Origin of the sequence: Chryseobacterium sp. Y16C (assembly GCF_022488405.1) — a bacterium.
Taxonomy (GTDB): domain Bacteria; phylum Bacteroidota; class Bacteroidia; order Flavobacteriales; family Weeksellaceae; genus Chryseobacterium; species Chryseobacterium geocarposphaerae.
The window spans coordinates 3,495,153-3,518,040 of record NZ_CP092711.1 but is presented as its reverse complement, the minus strand read 5'-3'; the positions used below and the strand labels follow the sequence as shown (position 1 = coordinate 3,518,040).

Below are 22,888 nucleotides of genomic sequence, written 5' to 3'. Positions count from 1 at the left end.
TTTTTTTGCAAAAATACTATTTATTTTGAGAAAATTAACCGGAATTCTTATAAAATGTAAATCTGGGCTTATTTGAAGAACTGCGAAATAACTCCGATTATAATCAAGATCAATAAAAATGCCGATACAGATAACGGGTTGGCAAAATTTATCGTCCAGCCGTATTCAAACCTTTTGGGGAGGAAATATCCTTTTATCTTATTTATTGTAATAAAAAAGCCCAAACTTCCAGTAAGAAGGTTCTTTATCTGCATTATTCATCATTTTTATTTTAAAATTACTTTGGTAACGGTAACGTTTCAAAATCACCACGCAGCAAAGCCAGCTGCAGTTCGTTAGTAAGATCAGATGTAGATAAAGGTAGATCTATTTTAAGTTTTGAGATCTTGCTCATCGTCTGAATTTGTGTAAATAATTCATAAAACCCGTAAGAAACAGCTTTTCCGTTTTCGATGATAATGAACAGTTTTTCGCCTAATTTTCTACCGCTTCCCAGCCAGAGCTCGTTTCTTTTTTTGAAATCGATTTTCTTTTTGAGGTTTTCAACAGCACTGAACTCATCAATAGCATTGATAAACTGCATCGCTTTTGAACCCTGAGTGAAAGACCTGAATTTCAGAATTGGTTTTTCCACTTTGTTCAGTTTATTCTTTTCAACCAAATACTTGTCATTTCTGTAGTATAATCCGAATGGAAGCGGATCTCTCTTCTTGATTCCTTTTGAGTTCAGGAGCAGCTTGGCAATAATATCTGTTCCGGTAAGTTCATAATTAATTTGCTCTACTTCGTTTTGAATCTCCTCCCATTTTTTAGATTTGGAATTAAAGACCTTCTTCGAAAATTTATTGATATCCTGCACATGATCTGAAAAAATGATTTTCCCACCTTCATTCTGAAAGTAAACAAATCCTTTTTCGTTAGGAAGATCCTGAGTCAGCTCCTTGATTTTATTGATATACGTTTTAGCATTTGTCTCTTCATGCTGCTTCTGAATGATTTCATTCTCAGTATCTTTCGAAACTAAAAGCTTAAATAATTCCAATGTTGCTCTTGCATCGCCTTCTGCTCTGTGATGATTAGTCAGGGGAATACCAAGAGATTTTACCAGTTTTCCAAGCGAATAGCTGACTTCATCCGGAATCAGTTTTTTAGCCAACGGAATGGTATCCAGTGTATTGATTTTAAAATCATATCCCAGCCTCTGAAAAGACTGACGCAGCATCCTGTAATCAAAATCGATATTATGCCCTACCAAGGTTGTATTTTCGGTAATTTCAACAATTCTCCGGGCAATTTCATGAAATTTCGGAGCCGTTTTAACCATTTTCGGAGTAATACTGGTCAGTTTCTGAACAAAAGGAGTAATATCACTTTCCGGATTCACCAATGAGATAAACTGATCTACAATCTTCTGCCCATCATATCTGTAAACAGCTATATCTATAATGCATTCTTTTCTATAACCTGCACCATTACTCTCTATGTCAATAATTGAATACATTTAAATTTTATACACTTTCTTTTAAGATTATTATTAAGTCCTAAACTTTATCATAAAACAACAGAATTTGTGCCATTTTAATCAAATTTAAGATACTGAAATCCCGCTAAAATACTAAAATTTATTAATTTCTTATCTTCTTCTCCCTCCTAATCCGAGCATTCCCAAGATCGCTTTAGCACCTTCTCTCAGCAAAGTATTCGTAAAAGTTCTTCCCTGCCTGCTGTTAAGAACCTGTTCAAACATTCCCGGCTCTTCTTTTACTGGTTTTGTTTTCTGAGTCGGAGCCGCATTTTGGGCCGCCTGTTCCATTCTGGTTACCAATATTTCATAAGCGGATTCACTGTTGATTGCATTTTGGTATTTCGCTACTAAAGCCGAATTATTGGTCAGCTCAGAAATTTCCGCATCGTCCAAGACATCCATTCTTGATTCCGGAGAAATTAAATAGGTATGAACCAAAGGCGTAGGAATTCCTTTTTCATCCAAAGCTGTGACAAAAGCTTCTCCAATTCCTAAATTTTGAATCAGTGTAGCAGCATCATAAAACTCCGTTGTCGGATAATTTTCCACCGCTTTTGAAATTTCCTTTTTATCTTTCGCCGTAAAGCCTCTTAATGCGTGCTGGATTTTTAATCCTAACTGAGAAAGAACCGTTTCAGGAACATCTCCAGGAATCTGGGTAATAAAATAAATCCCGACTCCCTTGGAACGGATCAGCTTTACCATAGTTTCAATTTGCGAAACCAATGCCTTTGAAGATTCATCAAAAATCAGATGGGCTTCATCTATGAAAAGAACCAGTTTTGGTTTTCCGCTGTCTCCTTCTTCAGGAAAAGTCATATAAATTTCTGCAAATAACGAAAGCATAAAAGTTGAAAACAGCTGCGGCTTACTTTGAATATCGGCAACCCTCAAAATATTGACAACCCCTTTCCCGTCTCTGGTTTGCAATAAATCATGAACATCGAAACTTAATTCTCCAAAGAAACTGGAAGCGCCCTGCTGCTCCAAAGCAACAATGGATCTTAAAATAGCTCCTAAAGATGCCGGAGCAATGGAGCCGTAATTAGCTGCCAATTCCGCTTTACCCTGCGCATTATCTGTTACGTATTGCAGTACTTTTTTTAAATCATTAAGATCAATTAAAGGCAATCCTTTATCATCACAATACTTGAATACTATTGCCATAATACTCTGTTGCGTCTCATTCAGCTCCAGGATTTTACTTAATAAAACGGGACCAAATTCTGTAACCGTAGCTCTTAATTTCACTCCTCTCTCTCCGGAAATCGTCATTAACTCCACCGGGAAAGCCTGTGGATTGTAAGGAAGCTGGGTTTTTGCATACCTTTCCTGAATTGCAGGATTTTCCGTTCCTGCTTCTGCAATTCCTGAAAAATCTCCTTTAATATCCAATACCAAAGATGGAATTCCCTGATGAGACAATTGCTCTGCAAAAACCTGCAATGTCTTGGTTTTTCCCGTTCCTGTTGCTCCCGCAATAAGTCCGTGACGATTGATTGTTTTCAGAGGGATGGTAACATTTACTTCAGGAATCACCTCTCCGTCAAGCATTCCTTTTCCTAATATAATATGTTCTCCTTTTGGAGTATATCTTGCATTTTGTTCTTCAATAAATTGTGCTTTGTCTGCCATTTGATTTTTTTATCTTATAAATATAAAATTTTTTAGAAAACATTTCAGCATTGAATTTAATCATGATTAATTTCATCTGAAAAAATTCAGAAAACCCTTATTTTAGTGATAAAAAACTGATTTATTGCAATTTAAAAGAGAAGCAAACTAAAAACACATAACTTTATAGATTTATTCTATCGATATAGATTCTTTATTTTTGATAAGTATTAAAAAAATAAAGTCGATTTTTGTACTTAAATAAACATTAAAGCTTTTACAATCAGATAATGAAAGTTGAACAAATATATACAGGATGTCTTGCTCAGGGAGCATATTACATCGTATCCGAAAATGAAGCAGCAATTATTGATCCTTTAAGAGAGATAAAGCCCTATCTTGATCGTTTGGAAAAAGACGGGGTAACCTTAAAATATATTTTTGAAACCCACTTCCATGCAGATTTTGTCTCGGGGCATTTGGATTTAAGCAAAAACACAGGTGCTTCCATTGTGTATGGACCTACTGCACAGCCACAGTTTGAAACAATCGTTGCTGAAGACAACCAGATTTTTGAAATCGGAAAAGTAAAGATAAAAGCTTTACACACTCCCGGTCATACCATGGAAAGTACCACTTACCTTTTGATTGACGAAAATGGTGTGGAAACAGCAATTTTCACAGGAGACACTTTATTTTTAGGAGATGTGGGAAGACCTGATCTTGCTCAGAAAGCGGGAAGCGTTACTCAAGAGGATCTTGCGGGCATTTTATATGATAGCCTTCAGACGAAAATCATGCCTTTGGATGACAGCATTACCGTTTACCCGGCTCATGGAGCAGGTTCTGCCTGCGGAAAAAACATGCAGAAAGAGACTGTTGATATTCTAGGTAATCAAAAAAGGACCAATTACGCTCTTAACCAACCTAATAAGGAATCTTTCATAAGAGAAGTATTAGACGGATTAACAGCTCCGCCAAAGTATTTCGGGATGAATGTTGCCATGAACAAGGGAGGTTATGAAAGCTTTGAAACCGTAATGGATAAAGGATTAACTCCAGTTTTCGTTGAAGACTTTGAAGCTTTTGCAGAAGAGACTGGCGCATTAATCTTAGATACGAGAGGTGCTGCAGATTTCCACAAAGGATTTATTCCCAATTCTATAAATATTGGCTTAAAAGGTGATTTTGCTCCGTGGGTAGGAACTTTGATCGTTGATGTAAAGCATCCGATATTATTAGTTTGTGAAGAAGGAACGGAAGAGGAAGCAATTACCAGATTAAGCCGTGTTGGATTCGATCATGTTGTAGGATATTTAAAGGGAGGCTTTGAAGCATGGAAAAATGCAGGAAAAGAAACTGACGAAGTGAAAAGAATCTCCCCTTCTGAATTTGCAGAAGTGTTCAACGAAGATTCTAAAGTAATTGATGTAAGGAAACTGACAGAATATTCTGCTGAACATATTGATAACGCCTACAACAAACCATTGGATACAATCAGTGATTGGATTACATCTATTGACGATTCTGAACATTTTTTCCTTCATTGTGCGGGAGGTTACAGAAGCATGGTTGCAGCAAGCATCCTTAATTCGCACGGAATCAGAAATTTTACTGAAATCGAAGGAGGATTCAATGGTATCAAAAAAACGGAAAAATTCCCAACTTCAGATTTCGTGTGTCAGTCAAAAACGATATAATTTTGGAATTATTTTTGCAATAAATCTAATTACATAACAAATTCATAACACTTTAGTTTATTGAACAATAAGTATTAAAAACACAAAGTTTAGACTGTACTATTCAATTATTCTTTTAAGTGATTTTAAAATTTACATCTGATAAACTAAAGTGTTTTTTTAATAAAAATAACGGGAATGCTAAAAATAGCTTACAATGAGTAGTTTACGAGACGGTCTATCGTTGTCGGTAACGATTTAGTAATGGTGCTTATTGCATTCATCTTCACTCAATTTCCTTGTAAATCAATAGCAAATATAAAAAATTTATAGGTTGGTTTGACCATTTTTTCAATCTTTTTATATTGGCTTCCTATTTCATTTAACAGCCCCTATTTAAAAAAATCTTTCCAAAGGTGGGATTGTATCGTGATTGAACTTCATAGTTAAGGCTAATCTTTGTATGCAGATAGATATTGCCTGATTAAAAAAGACCGTAACTATGAGACATCCATTACAAAGCATCGTTGCTGAAATTCAAAAGCAGGAAAGAAAATTATCGTCCGAAGCGTCCAGCTTTATTGATGAGGCGTATAAAATGACGATTTATCTTCAGGAACTATTACACACAGTTAAAGAAGATATAGCGAAAGAGGGGTTTTCCAATGAAGCGGAGGAAATACACTTTTTCAAGCTGGTAAAGCCTAATATTCTCGGCAAGCTCATTTACTATAACAAAGTGTATCGTATTGAAACGGCTTGCCCGGCAGAAAACGGACACCTGCACCAGAGCTACTTCGCTTTACAGCTACGGGAACTAAAACAGGAGTATCAGGAGCATATTTGCAATTCCGAATTTTATAGATATTTCCGTTCCGGTAGAACCGACAAGGACAAACAGTATTACATGCTTGGTAATATCAATTATTATGATGGGTTGAGTAGCTACGTTTTTGAGATTGACCCAAACTTCTCCACTTACTACGATTATAAGGTGGCAAAAATCATCGCCAATGAACTTACCTATAATTACCTCACTACAAAATTAAGTCCCGAACAAAATCCCGATGTTTTACTGCAAAATGAAGAAACGAAAGATATTTTTTGGACACAAACAAAAAATGCCCTTATTGAATTGATTTATGCACTTCATGCCGTGGATGCCATTTCACACGGAAAATTGGGCATCCGCAAAATTAGCATGGTCTTTCAAATCCTGTTCCGTATTTCACTCAAAGACATTCATAACAGCTTCCATCGTATGAAAACCCGTGCTGGCTCACGGACTTTGTTTTTAGACCAGCTTAAATATAGTTTAGAAGAATACATGGATAAAGAAGATAGTTACTAATCTTCTTTCAAATAAGTGTTAAAGGACAGCATCATTTGGTGCTGTCCTTTTTTTGCCCGTTTGCCTATATGTGTGTATAGACAAATCCATTGTTATGAACACCGATTATGAACTTAAAAAATGAAAAAACGCTATAAGACAGCACTTTAAACGAATTGCAAAAAAAATGAAAAAAGTGCCTTTTTGATAGACACCTATCGGACGACAACCCCCGCCAAACACTTCAATTTTGTACAGGACATTAAGATACTGTGCAATGAATATAATAACCATTGAAGAAGAAGTATGGAAGCAGCTTAACGAGCGCATTAAATCCATTAACGAGTACATCCTCAAATTGGATAATACCAGCTACGATAGTCTTTGGCTCAATAACCACGAAGTCTGTCAATACCTCCACATCAGCGAAAAAACGCTTTGGCGTATGCGCTCCAAAGGGGAAATAGCCTATTCCAAAATGTACGGACAATATTACTACACCATAGGAGCCATTAAGGACATGCTCAATGCCCATGCCGTACAGACCAGTGAGGAATATATGCAGGAACTCATGGCTAAGGGCAAAAGCTATATCGAAAAAGGAAGAACCATAAAATCGGGAAATAAATAAAAACGTATTGCTATGAATATAGATAGAATGGAATTTTTTGCGTGGATGGAGCGGATAATGGAGCGTTTCGATGTTCTGAAACAACACATCTTGGACATACAGAGGCAACGCAATACCATAGACGGCGAAGAACTATTGGATAATCAAGACCTCTTGCAAATGCTGAAAATCAGCCACCGCTCATTACAGCGTTACCGTTCGTCCGGTAAGCTACCGTATTACACCATTAGCGGCAAGCTGTACTACAAATTATCAGATGTACACCAATTCATAAGGGATAGTTTCAACGTTCCCCTGCAACGCACAAAGGACAATCAGTGACAAACAATGCCACGTAAGGACAGGTACGGCTATGCCGTATCCACTTCAACTATTTTCGGACGGTAACAATTTAAAATATCAATATTATGAGCGAGCAAACAACAGAAACAGCGCAGCAAGAGCCGCAACAAAACACACAGCAAAACCAGCCGCAAGCCCCTGAACAGCTTTCGGATGTTTTGCTGGTCATGGATAAAGAAAAGAAAACTATCCAAGCGGTTACGGGCATTGACGAAAACGGCAACCTGAAAACCACAGATGCCAATAAGAAGAACCAAAACGAGTTTATGCGGGTGGATAAAAGTGGGGATATATTCTCCAACTTCTTTTCCAACTTTTGGAGGCAACTCAAAGACCCCACCCGCTTTACATTCTTCAAAGTTCCTGCAAAGGATGCCGTTGAAACAGCCGAAAAAATGCAACAACAGGTTAACGCCCCCACCAAAGAGGGCGAAGCTGTTATGGCTAAACATGAGGTCAAAGAGCCAAAGGAACAACAACAAGAAAATAAAAAAGATATGGAAACAGCACAAGAAACACAGGCAAAGCCTGAAACAGCACAGGCAACGCCCCAAGCAAACGACTATCGTTTTAAAGAAAATGATATTGATTGGAAAACGATGGAACAAATAGGCATAACCAAAGAGCGGCTTGTAAAAGACGGTACGATGGAAATGCTGTTAAAGGGCTATAAGACCAATAAGGTTTATCCGGTAGCTATCAATTTTGGTACTGCCGTAATCCGTTCGGAAGCAAGGTTAGGATTGCAAGCCGGAGAAGATGGAAAGCCCGTATTTGTAATGTATGGTGTCCGGCACGAACCCAACCTACATACACCTTTCTTCGGTCACGAGTTTACCAAAGAGGACAGGGATAACCTGCTCAAAACGGGAAATATGGGGCGTGTCGTGGATTTGACCTATCCCAAGACTGGCGAAGTAGTTCCGTCTATTATCAGTATTGACAAGCTGACAAATGAGGTTATAGCCTTACGACAGGATTGGATAAAAGTACCGGACGAAATTAACAAAGTGAAGCTCACTGACCAGCAAAAAATTGATTTATACGAGGGTAAGCAAATTTATTTAGAGAATATGGTTTCGCAGAAAGGGAAAACATTCAGCAGTGATGTTCAATACAATGCCGACAAACGTTACCCGGAATACCTTTTTGACAGAGGCGAAAACTACAAACAATCCCAAAACCACCAACAATCACAAGGTCAATCGCAGGAAAATCCAAGATTATTCAGGGGTAAGGAATTTAACGATGAGCAATATAAAAAGCTCACCGAGGGCAAGACGATTTATGTGGCGGATTTTAAGGACGGGAAAGGACAGCCTTATAAGGGGTACGTCACTTTGAATGCCGACACAGGCAATTATAATTTCAGTTTCAGGAACCCCGACAAACTGAAAGACAAAATTGTTCCGACAGAAACCCATAAAACGCAGGTTGCCGTCAATTCCGAGGGAAAAACCAATGAGGCAACCAAGAATATAAACGAGCCTTTAAAGCCCCAACAAAACGCCCCTATCAACAAACAGCAGCAGGAAAGGCAGCAGCCACCGAAAGAAAATAAATCAAGAGGCGTAAGAAGATAATCACTAAAAAGGAAAAGACATGAAAGCAATTATTGCAGAAAAACCAAGCGTAGCCCGTGAGATAGCCGCCTTGTTGGGAGCCACCGATAAAAAGGATGGCTATATAAAAGGCAACGGCTATCAGGTTACGTGGGCATTCGGGCATTTGGTAGGATTGGCTATGCCGGAAGATTATGGGTTATCGGGTTTCCAAAGGGAAGCCCTGCCCATATTGCCCAACCCTTTTTTACTGACGGTACGGAAAGTAAGAAAGGAAAAGTCTTATGTTCCCGATAGCGGAGCGGTAAAACAGTTGAAAACCATTGAGCAGGTTATCGGTCGCTGCGATAGCATTATCGTTGCTACCGATGCCGGACGTGAGGGTGAACTCATTTTCAGGTACATTTATGAATACCTGAAATGCAGCAAGCCCTTCCAACGCTTATGGATAAGTTCACTGACCGAAAAAGCCATAAAACAGGGGTTTGATAACCTGAAACCCGGAAGTGATTTTGACGGTCTGTATCGAGCCGGACAAGGACGGAGCCAAGCCGATTGGCTTGTCGGCATCAATGCTTCGCAGGCATTGAGCATTGCAGGGCGTGGCGTGTACTCGCTCGGACGTGTACAAACGCCCACGCTTGCCCTTATCTGCAAACGGTATTTGGAAAACAAAAACTTTACCGTCAAAAAATATTGGCAGGTGCAGTTAGAACACCGCAAAGAATTTGTGGATTTCAAAAGCCTTTCCAAAACCAAATGGGAAGATAAAAAGCTGGCAGACGATACGCTCAAATCCATTGAACGTGCCGGAACCGCTACCGTTACGGCAGTAGAAACCAAGACGGTTACAGAACAACCGCCATTACTTTTTGACCTGACAGGCTTGCAAAAGGAAGCGAACAAAAGGCTATTTCTAACAGCCGAAGAAACGCTGAACATTGCCCAAAGCCTGTACGAAAAGAAATTGATTACCTATCCACGCACCGGGAGCAAATATATCCCCGAAGATATTTGGGCAGAAATCCCCGCTTTGGTAAGGTCGTTGGAAGCAAGGGCATCTTGTAAAGAGGCGGTTGGGAAACTGAAATGGGGTCGTTTCAATAAACGTATCGTTAACGATGTAAAGGTAACAGACCATCACGGTCTGCTCATTACTGAAACCATCCCCTCCGCATTGCCCTCAAATGAAGAAGCTATATACGATATGATTGCCCTGCGCTTGCTGGAAGCCCTCTCACAAGCCTGTACCAAAGAAATAACGGACGTTACCTTACAGGCTTTGCATTATGATTTTGTCCTGAAAGGGACTAAAATTCTCGATGCGGGCTGGCGTGGTATCAAAAAACACTTTAATGAGGATGACAGTGAGCCAGTACAGGAATTGCCGCAATTAAAAACAGGCGATGAATTGAAAATAAAGAGTGCCGGGGTGCTGGAGAAGAAGACCAAGCCGCCCGTACTTTACACGGAAGCGGACTTGTTGTCTGCAATGGAAAATGCCGGAAAGGAAATAGCGAACGAAGATGAGCGTAAAGCCTTGCAAGGTATCGGCATCGGTACACCAGCCACAAGAGCCGCCATTATTGAAACCCTTTTTAAAAGGGATTATATCAAGCGTGAAAAAAAATCCCTCGTTCCCACTGAAAAGGGATTGCAGGTATATGAAGCCGTAAAGGACAAAAGGATTGCCGATGTTGCCATGACTGCCGAATGGGAAGTGGCTTTGCAAAAGATTGAGAACAACGAAGCGGATGCAATGGGCTTTCATCAATCTATGGAAGCCTATACCTCGTCCGTTACGCAGGAACTTTTGAGCATTAGCATTGCTGGCGAAAATCAGCCCGAATTGACCTGCCCCAAATGCAAGGCACAAAAGCTGCTCATTCGGGACAAGATTGTCAAATGTCCCGATGAGGCTTGCAGCTGGCTTCAATTCCGCAATGTGTGCCGGGTACAGTTGAGCCTTGCCGAAATAGAGAACCTCGTAAATAAAGGCAAAACCAGCCTAATCAAAGGCATGAAAAGCAAAGCAGGTAAAAAATTCGATGCCTATATCGTATTGAAAGAAAACTGCGAAAGCTCTTTTGAATTTGACAACAACACCCGCAAAAAGAAATGAACAGCGCAATCATAAGTCAAAAGGATATAGAAAACCTTATCTATACGGTACGGGGCAAACAGGTCATGGTTGACAAAGACCTGGCTGCGCTCTATCAGGTGGAAACCAAAATACTGAACAAAGCCGTAAAAAGGAATATCGAGCGTTTTCCCGAAACATTCTGCTTCCAATTGAATGATGAGGAAAGCGAAACTTTGAGGTTCCAAACTGGAACCTCAAACGCCGGACGTGGTGGACGGCGTTATTTAGCCTACGTGTTTACGGAACAAGGGGTCGCCATGCTGTCCGCAGTATTGCGCAGCGATACAGCCGTAAAGGTGAGCATTGAGATAATGAATGCCTTTGTGGAAATGCGAAAACTGTTACTGGATAATGCAGCATTGTTCTACCGCATGGATAAAATCGAACTCAAACAGATTGAAGCAGACAGCAAGTTTGAGGAAATATTTAAAGCATTGGATAGCGGGAAGCTGCACAGCGAAAAGGGCGTATTTTATGACGGGCAAATATTCGATGCCTATGCCTTTGTTTCGGATATTATACGGAGCGCCAAAAGGTCAATTATCCTAATTGACAACTATGTGGACGATACGGTGCTTACGCTACTCGGAAAGCGTGGGCAAACCGTATCTGCCACTATTTACACCAAAAGCATCAGCAATCAGTTACAACTCGATGTGCAACGCTACAACAGCCAATACCCGGCTATAACCGTTCACGCTTTTACCCATGCCCATGACCGTTTCCTCATTATTGACGGTACGGAACTGTACCACATCGGGGCATCATTAAAGGATTTGGGCAAGAAATGGTTTGCCTTTTCGAGAATGGATATTGAAGTAAGCAAAATGCTTCAAGTGCTTAGTCAGACTTAGGATAATTTAATTAGTGGATTTCCAAAGCTACATTATTGCCTAATCTTTCTGCCCATTGTCGTAAGAACTTGTAAGCCACGTTTTGCACAATGGGTAGCTGGCTAATTACGGCTTCCACATATTGTATATCCACTGTAACACCACCGTGCGCAATTTTATTCCGTATGTCGTTATTGTCATTTACCCATCTATCGTTCCCATTAATATATTCCCAATCGGCGCATTCACCCCAAAGGGTTATAAAGCAATCCCATATTTTATTTATTATCCCTTGTCGTGTTCGTGCGTTATCGTTACAATAACCATCGGATACTACGCTAATGGCATTCCAAAAAGCTAAAAATTTATCAAAAGGGTCTTCAGTATATAAACCCTTTCTATACCAGCTAAATGCTCTTAATAACTTATTCTCATTGAGGTTTAAATCACGGGCAACCCTAAAGCAATAGATAAATTCTTCACGATTTATTACAGCCCGGACATTATTTCCATTTTCAAGTTGTCTATATTGATTTAGACTTACATTAAGCGGAGAGTTGGTTCTAATTGCTAAAATGTCCAGCATTTTACCAATAAAAAGCAAAGCTACTTTGTAGGCTCGGTCTTGGTCTGCCGTAAATACAGTAGTAGAGATTATAAAACCCTGCTTATGTGGTTTAATTGAAATATCGCTGCGAAAAATATTTCCCAAATCAAGTTCTTTTTCGGTACTGAATTGGATTGCTCTTTTAACCGTTACACTACCATATACCAAAAGCTCTACGTCAAATATTCTCATTATTTTTCTTATTTAGATGTTCTTCCTGCAAAATAATTGTGTCCATGAATGGTACTATTTTACTAAAAGGCTTAACAAAAATTGATTTTGTTCCCTCATTCACGGAACATAAAACTCCTAAACATTTTCCGTCCTGATTTAATACTGGAGAACCGCTTAATCCTGCCCAATCCTCATAATCAGAAATCTCCTTATCAGTATTCAACAATAAATAGTCGCCATAGGAATTTATGTATTTTAACTCGTTCTTAAACGTTGTATCTCTGTGGAGAAATAATCCTTTAAAGTGAGGTCTAATCTTGCCAAAAATATAATAGGTATCTATTTCACTTGGCTCAATCATATGTTCTTCGAGAAACTCAAATTTTGGTTGATTTTTTGAAACAAGCGGTTTGCCCTCTTGGTCTGGTATCTCCTCGTCAGTAACAAATGGAGCTACAAACTTCGTACTATCGACCATGCTAATAGCAACATCCAATAACTGCATATTCAGGTCTTCTTTTGAAATATCAAAACTGCTCATATAGTAAAATCCTCCAACTGGCGTGATAACTGTGGAGAAATTATCTCTATTGCTAATATTATTGAATATGCCTACATAATTATCAACTCCTGTTCTCTCGTTTATTCTATGGTCTTCAATATGAATATTGTGGTCGGCGGTCAAAAAAAACAGCTTCTCTTTATAATTTATAAAGAACCCAGCACCAAATGCCAAAGGGTTACTTTGAAATGAGGGTTCTTTAGATATAACTATCTGATAGGTTGTTTTAACCAATATTTCCGTTAGCGGAAATTCTCTTTCTACTAATTCTTTCATTTAGCAAATTTAGAAATATATTCTTTGGGGATTGTTCATAAATCTGCCAAATCCTGCCACCCAAAGCCAACTCCTACCGCTTTGGGTATGGCAGCCTGCAACCATAATATTTTAGCTACTCATTGAAAATTTTAAACAAAATCAATATGAGTACACAGCAAAAAGACCTCTCTTATTTTACGCTAAGGTTACAGGAATTACTAAACACCAGCTTCCCGGAAAAAGCACACGACAAGAAATTTATCGAGCAACGCTCCAAGTGGGCGGCGAACGCCTATGAGGGCGCATTTCGTTCGGGAAACCCCGCCAGCCAGTGCGACCACATCGCAGATTATATACTCTTTGAGGGGCTTCACTATTCCAAATTCGACACCGTTTTTCAAGTGGTCTGCAATGAGTTTAGCAGCATCATGCTGGACGAGGAACTGCGCCCGTTCGCACTAAAGATGCTGCCCATCTGCGAACCCGTATTTGCCAAATACGTGCTTACGGATGACTTCGCCTACACTACTGACCACGACCTGCTCTATACGGAAATTACGGGAACCATAGCCATTCATATCGAGGACTATGGCATTTAATCAACGTGAACACCTGAAACAGAATATCGAGGCGTTACGGGTCATGTTCAGGTTGGAAAAGGAAAAACGCCAAGCTACCGAAGCCGAACGGCAGCAGCTTTTGCTATATAGTGGTTTCGGTGGGCTAAAATTCATCTTAAACCCCGCAGACAATCCAACAGATATAAAGCAATGGAAAGATTATGAGCGGACGTACTTTGAGGAAACGCAGGAACTGCACCGTGTGCTGAAAGAAAATGCCGGAGACGAAAGACAATACAAACATTACGTGGACAGTATGCGTAGTTCGGTGCTTACGGCATTCTATACCCCGCCCGAAATAATTAATACCCTATCCGATGCGCTCAAAGAAAACGGTATAGAAATACAGAAGTTTTTAGAACCATCGGCGGGTGTTGGTGGGTTTATCCGGTCTTTTACAGATAAGGGCGTATCGCAGGTTACGGCTTATGAAAAAGACCTGCTTACAGGTAAAATCCTCAAACAGCTATACCCCGACAGGAATGTGCGCATAAGCGGTTTTGAAGAAATACCCGAAAGGGAGCTGAACAGCTATGATGTGGTCGCCAGTAATATCCCGTTTGGTACAAGTTCGGTCTTTGACCTTTCGTATTCACGCGGCAGTGACCCGGCAAGAGCGCAGGCAGCAAGGGGCATCCACAATTACTTTTTCTTAAAGGGAACGGACACGCTACGGGATGGCGGTATGCTCGCTTTCATCACCTCACAGGGCGTTTTGGATAGCCCAAGCAATAAGCCTATACGGGAGGCATTGATGAAAGAGCATAACCTTGTTTCGGTGGTACGACTACCGAACAATCTGTTTATGGATTACGCCGGAACGGAAGTAGGAAGCGACCTTATCGTACTGCAAAAGAATACGGACAAGCAAGGTCTTTCCGAAAGGGAAAAAGACTTTTGCGATACGCTGTTAACAAAACACAATGACCATGTAAACGCCTATATGCATTACAATGGTACGGTCGTTTTCAATGAAATTATACAATCTACCGACCTGTACGGAAAACCCTATACTGTATATGTTCATAATGGCGGCGTGGAAGAAATTGCAAATGAAGCAAAGAAAATACTGGATGGAGATTTTAAAGAGTATCTGAATATAAATCTTTACAAAGGGCTTTCGCCCGATGAGCCTAACATACAGCCGGATATTACCCCGCCGCAAACACCGACACCCATACAGCCTGCTACCGGCATCGTAAGGGATGAAGTGCCGCAACCCTCTTTATTCAATTTTACACCTCCGGTGGCGGCTCAACCCGCAATGAACAATGCGCAGGATGGCATGACTGCGGTAGCAGATCTGCCATCCAAGCCGGAAGAAGTACAATTGAATTTATTCGACCTTTTTGGAGGTGCGCCACAGGCTACCGTTATTTCCCGACCGAAAAGGGCTAAGAGAAGAACGACCGTTACCAAGAAAAAAACGGGCAACGGTCCGCATCAGCCGGGGCTATTTGATTATATACCCCTGCGCACGCCAAAGGAGGAAACGCCAAAGCCTCCGACAACGCCACGAACAACCGGACAAGCAACCGGGATTGGCGATTTGTTTTCGCCTATCGGTATCAACAGTAAAGGGGAAATAGAGGAAAGACCGAAAAAAGAACCTGCTCCGGCAAATGATAACGTAATCCCTGAACCTGCCCCGTACTCCGGCGAACTGCAATCATTCCACCGGGATGATTGCCTTGTGATGGATAATGGTTTTGTAGGGCATTTGAGGGATGTGGATATATCTGATGGTAAAGCGGTTTTTCACCCGCTATCCCTGCCAGCCAATCAGAAAGCAAGAACCGAAGCGTATATAGGATTGCGGGATGCCTATCAGCAGTTATACAATGAGGAAGCGCAGCACCATACCGAATACAAGCAGGAACGGGAAACGCTGAACCGCCTCTATGATGATTTTCTAAAGAAATACGGCAACCTGAACAGTGCCGACAATATCAAATTGATTAAGACCGACACCGCTGGCAAAGAAGTACCCTATTTAGAGCGTGTTGTGGGCGGTGTGGTACATAAGGCAGATATATTCCACAAGCCTGTAAGTTTTTCAACGACCACACTTGCAACGGATAACCCGGACGAAGCGTTAGCGGCATCGCTCAACAAGTACGGCACGGTGGATTTGGGCTATATGTCAGAAATAAGCGGGATGTCTGCCGAAGATTTAAAAGATGCGCTGCATGGCCGCATCTTTTACAATCCTGTACAAAAGGAATACGAGATAGCCGAAAAATGGGTTTCGGGCAACGTAATTGAGAAAGCCGAAGATGTGCGGGCGTACATTTCCGGGCAACCGGAAGACAAGGAAGCTGCCGCAAGCCTCAAAGCCCTCGAAGAAGCCAAACCCCGCAGGATAGAGTTTGACGAACTTGATTTTAACCTCGGCGAACGCTGGATACCTACGGGCATTTATAACCGCTTTGCTTCGCACCTGTTTGATACGGATATACGCATCCATTACTCTGAAAGTTCCGATGACTTTTCCATCCATTGCGACCGTAAGAATATCCATATCACCGAAAAGTATGCTATCAAATCGGAAAGCCGAACGTTTGACGGCGTTACCCTGCTGAAACATGCCCTTGTCAATACCACGCCTGACATCACCAAAAAAGTAATCATAGATGACAGGGAAGTAAAGGTGCGGGACATGGAAGCCATACAAATGGCTAATAGCAAAATTGACGAGATACGCAGGGAATTTACGGATTGGCTCTTTGCGCAGAACGATGAGTTTAAGCAAAGGTTAACCGACAAATACAACGATACTTTTAACTGTTTTGTCCGTCCGCAGTATGACGGCAGCCATCAGGACTTTCCGGGGCTTGACCGCAAGGCTTTGGGCATTGAAGACCTGTACCCAAGCCAAAAGGATGCCGTTTGGATGATTAAGATGAACGGCGGTGCTATCTGCGACCACGAAGTCGGTGCAGGTAAAACGCTCATCATGTGTACGGCAGCGCAAGAAATGAAGCGTTTGGGGCTGGCACATAAACCGATAATCATCGGGTTAAAAGCCAATGTGCATGAGATAGCGGAAACCTACCGCAAAGCCTATCCCCATGCCAAAATATTATATCCCGGCAAGGAAGATTTTACCCCGAAGAAACGCCTGCGCATTTTCGGGGATATTAAAAACAACGATTGGGATTGCATCATCTTAACACATGACCAATTCGGGATGATACCACAATCTCCCGAAATGCAAAAGCAGATTTTAGAAGCGGAACTGGAAAGCGTGGAAGATAACCTTGCCGCTTTGAAAGCGCAGGGCAAAGAAGTTTCAAGGGGGATGCTCAAAGGGGTCATTGTCCGTAAACAGAATTTAGAGGTTAAGCTAAAAACACTGGAGCATGACATCGAAAACCGTAAGGACGATGTTGTGGACTTCAAAATGATGGGCATTGACCATATTTTTGTGGACGAAAGCCACCGTTTTAAAAACCTCATGTTCAACACAAGGCATGAGCGTGTAGCGGGTTTGGGCAATATGGCAGGTAGCCAAAAGGCGTTAAACCTGCTGTTTGCCCTGCGCACCATTCAGGAGCGCACAGGCAAAGACCTGGGCGCAACGTTCCTTTCGGGTACGACCATTAGCAACTCACTTACAGAACTGTATTTGCTCTTTAAATACCTGCGCCCTAAAGCAATGGAAAAACAGGGCATCAACTGTTTTGATGCGTGGGCAGCCATATACGCCCGTAAGACTACCGATTATGAATTTTCGGTAGCGAACAATATCGTTTCAAAAGAGCGTTTCCGCTTCTTTATCAAAGTGCCGGAACTGGCGCAGTTCTATTCGGAAATTACGGACTACCGGACGGCAAAGGATATAGGTATAGACCGCCCCGAAAAAAACGAAATACTGTATCATATCCCGCCCACGCCGGAGCAGGAGGTTTTTATTCAAAAGTTGATGGAGTTTGCCAAAACGGGAAATGCGGAACTTTTGGGCAGACCTCCACTAAGCGAAAGTGAAGAAAAAGCAAAGATGCTGATTGCGACAGACTACGCCCGAAAGATGTCGCTGGATATGCGGATGATTAGCCGGGCTTACGAAGACCACCCGGACAATAAAGCCTCGCACTGTGCGGCTAATATTGCCAAATACTACAACAAATATGATGCGCAGAAAGGAACGCAGTTCGTTTTCTCCGACCTCGGTACTTACAAGCCCGGAGAATGGAACATATACTCTGAAATCAAGCGCAAGCTGGTGGAAGACCACGGCATCCCTGCGCACGAAATACGGTTTATTCAGGAGGCTAAAAATGAGAAGCAGCGCAAGGAACTTATCAGGGATGTAAACGAGGGAAAAATACGGGTGCTGTTCGGCTCTACCGAAATGCTCGGTACGGGTGTAAATGCGCAAAAGCGGGCGGTTGCCGTTCACCATTTGGATATACCGTGGCGACCAAGCGACCTTGCCCAACGGGACGGCAGGGCTATCCGGAAAGGCAATGAGATTGCCAAATTCTTTGCCGATAACAAAGTAGATATTTTCATCTACGCCGTAGAAAAATCGCTGGATAGCTACAAATTCAATACCCTGTACAATAAGCAGGTATTTATCGAACAATTAAAGAGCAACAGCCTCGGCAAACGCACCATTGACGAGGGCGGCATGGACGAAAAAACAGGCATGAACTTTTCGGAATATGTGGCGATACTATCGGGCAATACAGACCTTTTGGAAAAAGCAAAGCTCGAAAAGCAGATTGCCGGACTGGAAAGCGAACGGCAGGCGCACAACCGTTCCAAATCATCTTCCAAATACAAGCTGGAAGATACCATTGTCTCACTGGAAAGTACGCAGGCACGGTTTGACCGTATGAGCCTCGATTGGCAAAACCTGCAACAGCGCATACAGAAAAACAAAGACGGGGAAATACTCAATCCAGTGCAGCTTACCGGGTTGCCACCCAATGCCGATGTAAAACAGATTGGGGCGAAACTTAACCAGCTTTCCGAAAAAGCCCGTACCGCAGGGCAGTATGAGGAAATCGGTACGCTGTACGGCTTTACGCTACTGGTCAAAACCGAACTTTCGGAAAAGGACAGCACTACGCTGGAAAGGGATAACCGTTTCTTTGTTCAGGGCGAGGGTAATATCAAGTACACGTTCAATAACGGTAAGATGGCGGGCGAAGCAAAAACGGCATCGCTCAATTTTCTGAATGCGCTCCAAAAGATACCGGGTATCTTAGAGCAGGAACAGAAGAAAATTGACGGGCTGCAAAAAGACCTCCCCATTCTTCAGGAAGTAGTGAACGGCACATGGAAGAAAGAGCAGACTTTGAGCGACCTTAAAACGGAACTGGCGGCGGTTGAAAGGAAAATACAATTATCCATAAAGCCGGAAACCGATACCGAAGCGGAGCAGCCGGAGCAGGTCGAAAAGCAGGCGCAGAACAATTCGGAAGCGATAGTACGTGTTAAGGGCATCCACTTACCCCGTGGAGTACTATAATTATACTTTTAACTCACCAATGATTAAATAAATTTTACCCAAGTTTCCCCCAACTTGGGTTTTTTATTCATTTATATGGGTAAGATTTGTATTACCAAATTAAATCCCATCCTTTCGGAAATAGAGATTATTATATAAAAATGGTCGTTTTGACATAAGGAGCAAGGGATTTAAAGGGTGTCCGATATGAAAATAAAAGCCACCTATGGAAATACCTTATATCCTAAAATTAGTAACCGGGTTTAGAAAGCAGAAACTAAGCCTCAACAATCTACCGGAGTGGAGTAAATTTCCGTTGCCCTTTGCCAGTGAAAGACAAGTCTTTACTTTGCCACAATTTGAGTTGTTAAGCCAGCAACTTAAAAACGTTCCTTTCTTTATAGATTTGGTTCAGCTTAACGTAACCGAACCCGCTTATATTCCCTTTGATATTAGCGAGCGGCAATTATACCTGTACTTTATGCTCAAAGGGAGCCTACTGTATATGACGGAAGAACACAAGCCGATTATAAGGACGCAGGCTAACACTTTCTTGATGTCTTATTACGATACGGGCAGGTATTTTGCCTATGCCGAGAAAGGGGTGCATATTTGCCTTGTGGTAAGCATCCTGCCCGAATGGATAGAAAGCATGTACCACAATTACCCTAACCTGCAATATATCCTGCACCGCTTTAAAAATGATACCCGTCCTTATGATACCATGTATCAATGCCGGATGGATAGAAAAATACACCGATGGCTGTATAAGATATACAGCTACTCGCAAAATAATATCGGTGCTTTGGATGGCAACCTCCGCAAGTACATCAGTTATCTGCTGGAATATTACGATAGCGTATTGGAACAACAAAAATCTGACCTTGCCTATAAAATCAAAACCCATATTCAGGAACATTATACCGATAATGCCCTAACTGTAAAATCCCTTTCAGAATACTTTTTTGTTACGGAACGTACCTTGCTCAACATCTTTAAACGTCAGTATCGTATGAGCGTACAGGATTTTATTACCGACCTCCGCATGACCCATGCCCTGTTATTAATGGAACAGGGAACGGGCATAAAAGACGTATATATGGCAGTTGGCTACACTAATGAAAGACCATTCCGTACGGCTTTGGAGCGATACCTTAAACGGAAGTAAGAGAATTTCCCATAAATTGATAAAATCGGAAAATTTCTTACACAAATTTGCTCGATTTTTACCGATTTTGTCTTTCCCACGCTTTCCGCTTTGATGAACTTTGTATCAAAGGATGGGATAAAACCCTCGTAACGGAAAAGGCAATGGAAACGACAGCTACACATCAGACCAAACAAAAGAGAAACCGGATAACGCTTCACATCGTTATTGTTCTCTTGCTGCTTCTATGGATACCTGTAAGTATAGATAAAGTATCAGACTTTGCAGCTTTTAAAAACAATATACTTAATCAGCCTTTTTCTGACGATTTAGGGTACATTCTTATTTACACGCTTCCGGGTTTGGAAATATTAATTGCTATTGCATTGGTTACTGAAAAATTCCGCAAAGCGGGTTTAATACTATCCACTTTATTAATGACTGCCTTTACAGGCTACATCGCTGCGGCTCTGTTGGGTGCATGGGAAGAATTGCCCTGCGGATGTGGCTCGGTGATTAGCGGCATGAACTGGACACAGCATTTTTTCTTTAACCTCCTTTTTCTGTCTTTAAGCATTTGGGGGCTTTACTTATGGTACAAATTACGAAGTAGCAACGCCGGAGGCGAAGCTATCGAGGGCGCGTCTGCCAAAAGACATATAAAAAAGTATTCTTTAACATCAAAATTTTGAAGCAATGAAAAGATTAAAAATGAACCTTTTTGCTATCGTAGCGTTAGCAATTGCCGCAGTAACTATGTCATTTAAAATGGCAGATAACTCCACCTTAGCAGGTGAGAAATGGTTTGAGTACACCGATGAAACCGGAGACGGAAACATCAACAATCCCGACAACTACGTGCTTGCCAATGGAAATGGCAACTCGCAGCCACCATGTCCCACTGGCGATGAAGAAAGGTGCGCTGTTCAGGCTCAACCACAAACAGGAGATACTGACCACCCCAATTTAAGTACTATTGTAGATACTAAGTTGAGAAAGCAGCAGTAAAAAGTAAAAAGCAATGATTTCAGAACGCTAAAGGGCTTAACTCTTTAGCGTTCATTTTGTTGCATACCATTGTTTAATATTACACTATTTGGTATAGGCAAAACATATTTTGGGCTATTTGGCTCCAAAGTATATATCTTTCCATCTATATCCCTTGTTATCGTTTTTGCGAAACGGCTGTCTTTGTTTAATCTTCTTAAATCAGACCATCGTAGCCCCCGCCATATCAATTCCTTTCTGCGCTCATCTAATACAAACCTTAATACAGCTTCATCATTATCTGAACTAAAAGGGACGAACGTACTGTTATAACGGTTTTTTAATAGTTCGTTTATCGTCTGCAAAGCAGTGGCTATATGCCCTGCTCTTGCTTCACATTCAGCTTTTATCAGATAGATTTCGTTGGTAGAAATTCCGGCAAACCACATACCCGAATTGCCGTCATAATTTCCTCTGAAAGAATAGTAGCCTGCTCTACTTCTAAAAAATGCTGTCTTTCTAAGGTCATTTGCTGCATAAGAATTGTACAACTCGTTATCAATTCTTCCGTTGGTTATGTTCATAACCTGCCGCCCTTGGTCATTTGCATGAAAAATAACCTCTACATTAAATCGGGGTATCGGGAATGAAGTAGCAGACCCCATTGTTAAGGTGTTGTAATCGAGCAATGAATTTGAGTAGCTTAAACAGCTATCTGCATAGGACAACGCTTTCTCATAATCTTCCATTGACAAATAGATACGTGCCAATAGCGCATAAGCAGCCTGTTTTGTAGGTGTTGTTTTATAGTCGCCTTTTACGGACAAAACGGAAGCTGCCCGGTTTAAGTCTGCAATAATTTTTGAATAAGTTTCCTCAACGGTTGAACGTTTAGATTTCTCATTAATATCCGGTTTTAAACGGAGCGGAATACCCAAATCTGTATGGGAAGTGTTCTTATCATAAGGCTTTGCCCATAGCTGCGCCACATTATAAAAAGCAAAAGAACGGAAAAACAAAGTCTCGCCCTCAATCTGACTTTTTTCTGCTGGTACAGGCGCAATTTTTTCCAATTGCTCCAATATTAGATTGCAATAGTAGATAGTGGAATACATCATTGACCATTCGTTGACCTCGCTATCATTAAAAACATCATCATTAAAAATGTAAATGTTCTTTGCAGTTAGCGATACAAAAGTGTTCCAATTGATCGTTTGTACAAATTGATTATCTGTAGCCGCATCCTGAAGTGATGGATACCAGCTATTCATCCGTTCTGTATTGTTCAGTAAAGCACGTAAATCAGCAACCGTGGCTGGCACAACAAGTGCTTTATCGGGCTTTACGTCTAAGTATTTTTCACAGCCTGTTAATGTAATTATGAAAAACAATAGTATAAATATATATCGTGTCATG

Annotated in this window: 17 protein-coding genes; 12 read left to right on the top strand and 5 right to left on the bottom strand. The window is 41.2% G+C overall.

Annotated elements, in window-relative coordinates:
• Positions 1–277: 277 nt before the first annotated feature.
• Both MKS83_RS15905 and MKS83_RS15900 read right to left on the bottom strand, forming a co-directional pair.
• The gene (locus MKS83_RS15905; RefSeq protein ID WP_240580405.1) at positions 278–1,501 is read right to left on the bottom strand and encodes a PolC-type DNA polymerase III; all 1,224 of its coding nucleotides are present in this window, start codon (positions 1,499–1,501) and stop codon (positions 278–280) included.
• Between the two features lie 132 nt (positions 1,502–1,633).
• Positions 1,634–3,160: a helicase HerA-like domain-containing protein gene (locus MKS83_RS15900; protein WP_240580404.1), complete on the bottom strand. Its 1,527-nt coding sequence runs from the start codon at positions 3,158–3,160 to the stop codon at positions 1,634–1,636.
• Between the two features lie 269 nt (positions 3,161–3,429).
• Between MKS83_RS15900 and MKS83_RS15895 the strand changes: the two genes are divergently transcribed.
• The 7 genes from MKS83_RS15895 (at position 3,430) to MKS83_RS15865 (ending at position 11,680) form a co-directional block, all read left to right on the top strand.
• Positions 3,430–4,839: an MBL fold metallo-hydrolase gene (locus tag MKS83_RS15895; RefSeq protein ID WP_240580403.1), complete on the top strand. Its 1,410-nt coding sequence runs from the start codon at positions 3,430–3,432 to the stop codon at positions 4,837–4,839.
• A gap of 481 nt (positions 4,840–5,320) precedes the next feature.
• Complete coding sequence (locus MKS83_RS15890) at positions 5,321–6,169, top strand: RteC domain-containing protein (protein WP_223711846.1); 849 nt, start codon at positions 5,321–5,323, stop codon at positions 6,167–6,169.
• Between the two features lie 256 nt (positions 6,170–6,425).
• Positions 6,426–6,779, top strand: a complete 354-nt coding sequence (locus MKS83_RS15885) for a helix-turn-helix domain-containing protein (protein ID WP_223711847.1) — start codon at positions 6,426–6,428, stop codon at positions 6,777–6,779.
• A 12-nt stretch (positions 6,780–6,791) separates the two neighbouring features.
• The gene (locus MKS83_RS15880) at positions 6,792–7,100 is read left to right on the top strand and encodes a helix-turn-helix domain-containing protein (protein WP_223711848.1); all 309 of its coding nucleotides are present in this window, start codon (positions 6,792–6,794) and stop codon (positions 7,098–7,100) included.
• 86 nt (positions 7,101–7,186) lie between these two features.
• Positions 7,187–8,704, top strand: coding sequence for a DUF3945 domain-containing protein (locus tag MKS83_RS15875; protein WP_223711849.1), 1,518 nt, complete (start codon positions 7,187–7,189; stop codon positions 8,702–8,704).
• 19 nt (positions 8,705–8,723) lie between these two features.
• Positions 8,724–10,805 carry a type IA DNA topoisomerase gene (locus MKS83_RS15870; protein WP_223711850.1) on the top strand — a complete coding sequence of 694 codons (2,082 nt, stop codon included), beginning with the start codon at positions 8,724–8,726 and terminating at the stop codon, positions 10,803–10,805.
• Positions 10,802–11,680 carry an ORF6N domain-containing protein gene (locus MKS83_RS15865; protein WP_223711851.1) on the top strand — a complete coding sequence of 293 codons (879 nt, stop codon included), beginning with the start codon at positions 10,802–10,804 and terminating at the stop codon, positions 11,678–11,680. Before MKS83_RS15870 ends, MKS83_RS15865 begins: the two co-directional genes overlap by 4 nt.
• A 10-nt stretch (positions 11,681–11,690) precedes the next feature.
• Here the strand turns inward: MKS83_RS15865 and MKS83_RS15860 are convergent, their stop codons facing one another.
• Positions 11,691–12,458 carry a methylamine utilization protein MauJ gene (locus MKS83_RS15860; protein ID WP_223711852.1) on the bottom strand — a complete coding sequence of 256 codons (768 nt, stop codon included), beginning with the start codon at positions 12,456–12,458 and terminating at the stop codon, positions 11,691–11,693.
• Positions 12,445–13,278 carry a hypothetical protein gene (locus MKS83_RS15855; RefSeq protein ID WP_223711853.1) on the bottom strand — a complete coding sequence of 278 codons (834 nt, stop codon included), beginning with the start codon at positions 13,276–13,278 and terminating at the stop codon, positions 12,445–12,447. Before MKS83_RS15855 ends, MKS83_RS15860 begins: the two co-directional genes overlap by 14 nt.
• Before the next feature lie 146 nt (positions 13,279–13,424).
• Between MKS83_RS15855 and MKS83_RS15850 the strand changes: the two genes are divergently transcribed.
• The 5 genes from MKS83_RS15850 to MKS83_RS15830 all read left to right on the top strand — a co-directional run bounded on the left by MKS83_RS15850 (position 13,425) and on the right by MKS83_RS15830 (position 21,493).
• Entirely contained in the window at positions 13,425–13,859 is a 435-nt protein-coding gene (locus MKS83_RS15850) for a DUF1896 domain-containing protein (protein ID WP_223711854.1), read from the top strand.
• A complete protein-coding gene (locus MKS83_RS15845; protein WP_223711855.1) occupies positions 13,849–19,359 on the top strand; it encodes an N-6 DNA methylase in 5,511 nt (1,836 codons plus the stop codon). Before MKS83_RS15850 ends, MKS83_RS15845 begins: the two co-directional genes overlap by 11 nt.
• A gap of 205 nt (positions 19,360–19,564) precedes the next feature.
• A complete protein-coding gene (locus tag MKS83_RS15840) occupies positions 19,565–20,506 on the top strand; it encodes an AraC family transcriptional regulator (RefSeq protein ID WP_223711856.1) in 942 nt (313 codons plus the stop codon).
• 47 nt (positions 20,507–20,553) lie between these two features.
• Positions 20,554–21,177 (top strand): MauE/DoxX family redox-associated membrane protein, encoded by a 624-nt coding sequence (locus MKS83_RS15835; RefSeq protein WP_240580402.1) that lies wholly within the window; start codon positions 20,554–20,556, stop codon positions 21,175–21,177.
• Positions 21,178–21,253: 76 nt separating this feature from the next.
• Complete coding sequence (locus tag MKS83_RS15830) at positions 21,254–21,493, top strand: hypothetical protein (RefSeq protein ID WP_240580401.1); 240 nt, start codon at positions 21,254–21,256, stop codon at positions 21,491–21,493.
• A 44-nt stretch (positions 21,494–21,537) separates the two neighbouring features.
• Here the strand turns inward: MKS83_RS15830 and MKS83_RS15825 are convergent, their stop codons facing one another.
• On the bottom strand, positions 21,538–22,887 hold the full coding sequence (locus tag MKS83_RS15825; RefSeq protein WP_223711859.1) for a RagB/SusD family nutrient uptake outer membrane protein: 1,350 nt from the start codon (positions 22,885–22,887) through the stop codon (positions 21,538–21,540).
• Between the last annotated feature and the right edge of the window lies 1 nt (position 22,888).

Excerpts from the sequence above, each read along its gene's own strand:
- MKS83_RS15825 (WP_223711859.1), bottom strand. The coding sequence starts at position 22,887 with ATGACACGATATATATTTATACTATTGTTTTTCATAATTACATTAACA.
- MKS83_RS15880 (WP_223711848.1), top strand. The coding sequence starts at position 6,792 with ATGAATATAGATAGAATGGAATTTTTTGCGTGGATGGAGCGGATAATG.
- MKS83_RS15895 (WP_240580403.1), top strand. The coding sequence starts at position 3,430 with ATGAAAGTTGAACAAATATATACAGGATGTCTTGCTCAGGGAGCATAT.
- MKS83_RS15865 (WP_223711851.1), top strand. The coding sequence starts at position 10,802 with ATGAACAGCGCAATCATAAGTCAAAAGGATATAGAAAACCTTATCTAT.
- MKS83_RS15885 (WP_223711847.1), top strand. The coding sequence starts at position 6,426 with ATGAATATAATAACCATTGAAGAAGAAGTATGGAAGCAGCTTAACGAG.
- MKS83_RS15840 (WP_223711856.1), top strand. The coding sequence starts at position 19,565 with ATGGAAATACCTTATATCCTAAAATTAGTAACCGGGTTTAGAAAGCAG.
- MKS83_RS15900 (WP_240580404.1), bottom strand. The coding sequence starts at position 3,160 with ATGGCAGACAAAGCACAATTTATTGAAGAACAAAATGCAAGATATACT.
- MKS83_RS15870 (WP_223711850.1), top strand. The coding sequence starts at position 8,724 with ATGAAAGCAATTATTGCAGAAAAACCAAGCGTAGCCCGTGAGATAGCC.
- MKS83_RS15860 (WP_223711852.1), bottom strand. The coding sequence starts at position 12,458 with ATGAGAATATTTGACGTAGAGCTTTTGGTATATGGTAGTGTAACGGTT.
- MKS83_RS15890 (WP_223711846.1), top strand. The coding sequence starts at position 5,321 with ATGAGACATCCATTACAAAGCATCGTTGCTGAAATTCAAAAGCAGGAA.
- MKS83_RS15845 (WP_223711855.1), top strand. The coding sequence starts at position 13,849 with ATGGCATTTAATCAACGTGAACACCTGAAACAGAATATCGAGGCGTTA.
- MKS83_RS15905 (WP_240580405.1), bottom strand. The coding sequence starts at position 1,501 with ATGTATTCAATTATTGACATAGAGAGTAATGGTGCAGGTTATAGAAAA.
- MKS83_RS15830 (WP_240580401.1), top strand. The coding sequence starts at position 21,254 with ATGGCAGATAACTCCACCTTAGCAGGTGAGAAATGGTTTGAGTACACC.
- MKS83_RS15855 (WP_223711853.1), bottom strand. The coding sequence starts at position 13,278 with ATGAAAGAATTAGTAGAAAGAGAATTTCCGCTAACGGAAATATTGGTT.
- MKS83_RS15850 (WP_223711854.1), top strand. The coding sequence starts at position 13,425 with ATGAGTACACAGCAAAAAGACCTCTCTTATTTTACGCTAAGGTTACAG.
- MKS83_RS15875 (WP_223711849.1), top strand. The coding sequence starts at position 7,187 with ATGAGCGAGCAAACAACAGAAACAGCGCAGCAAGAGCCGCAACAAAAC.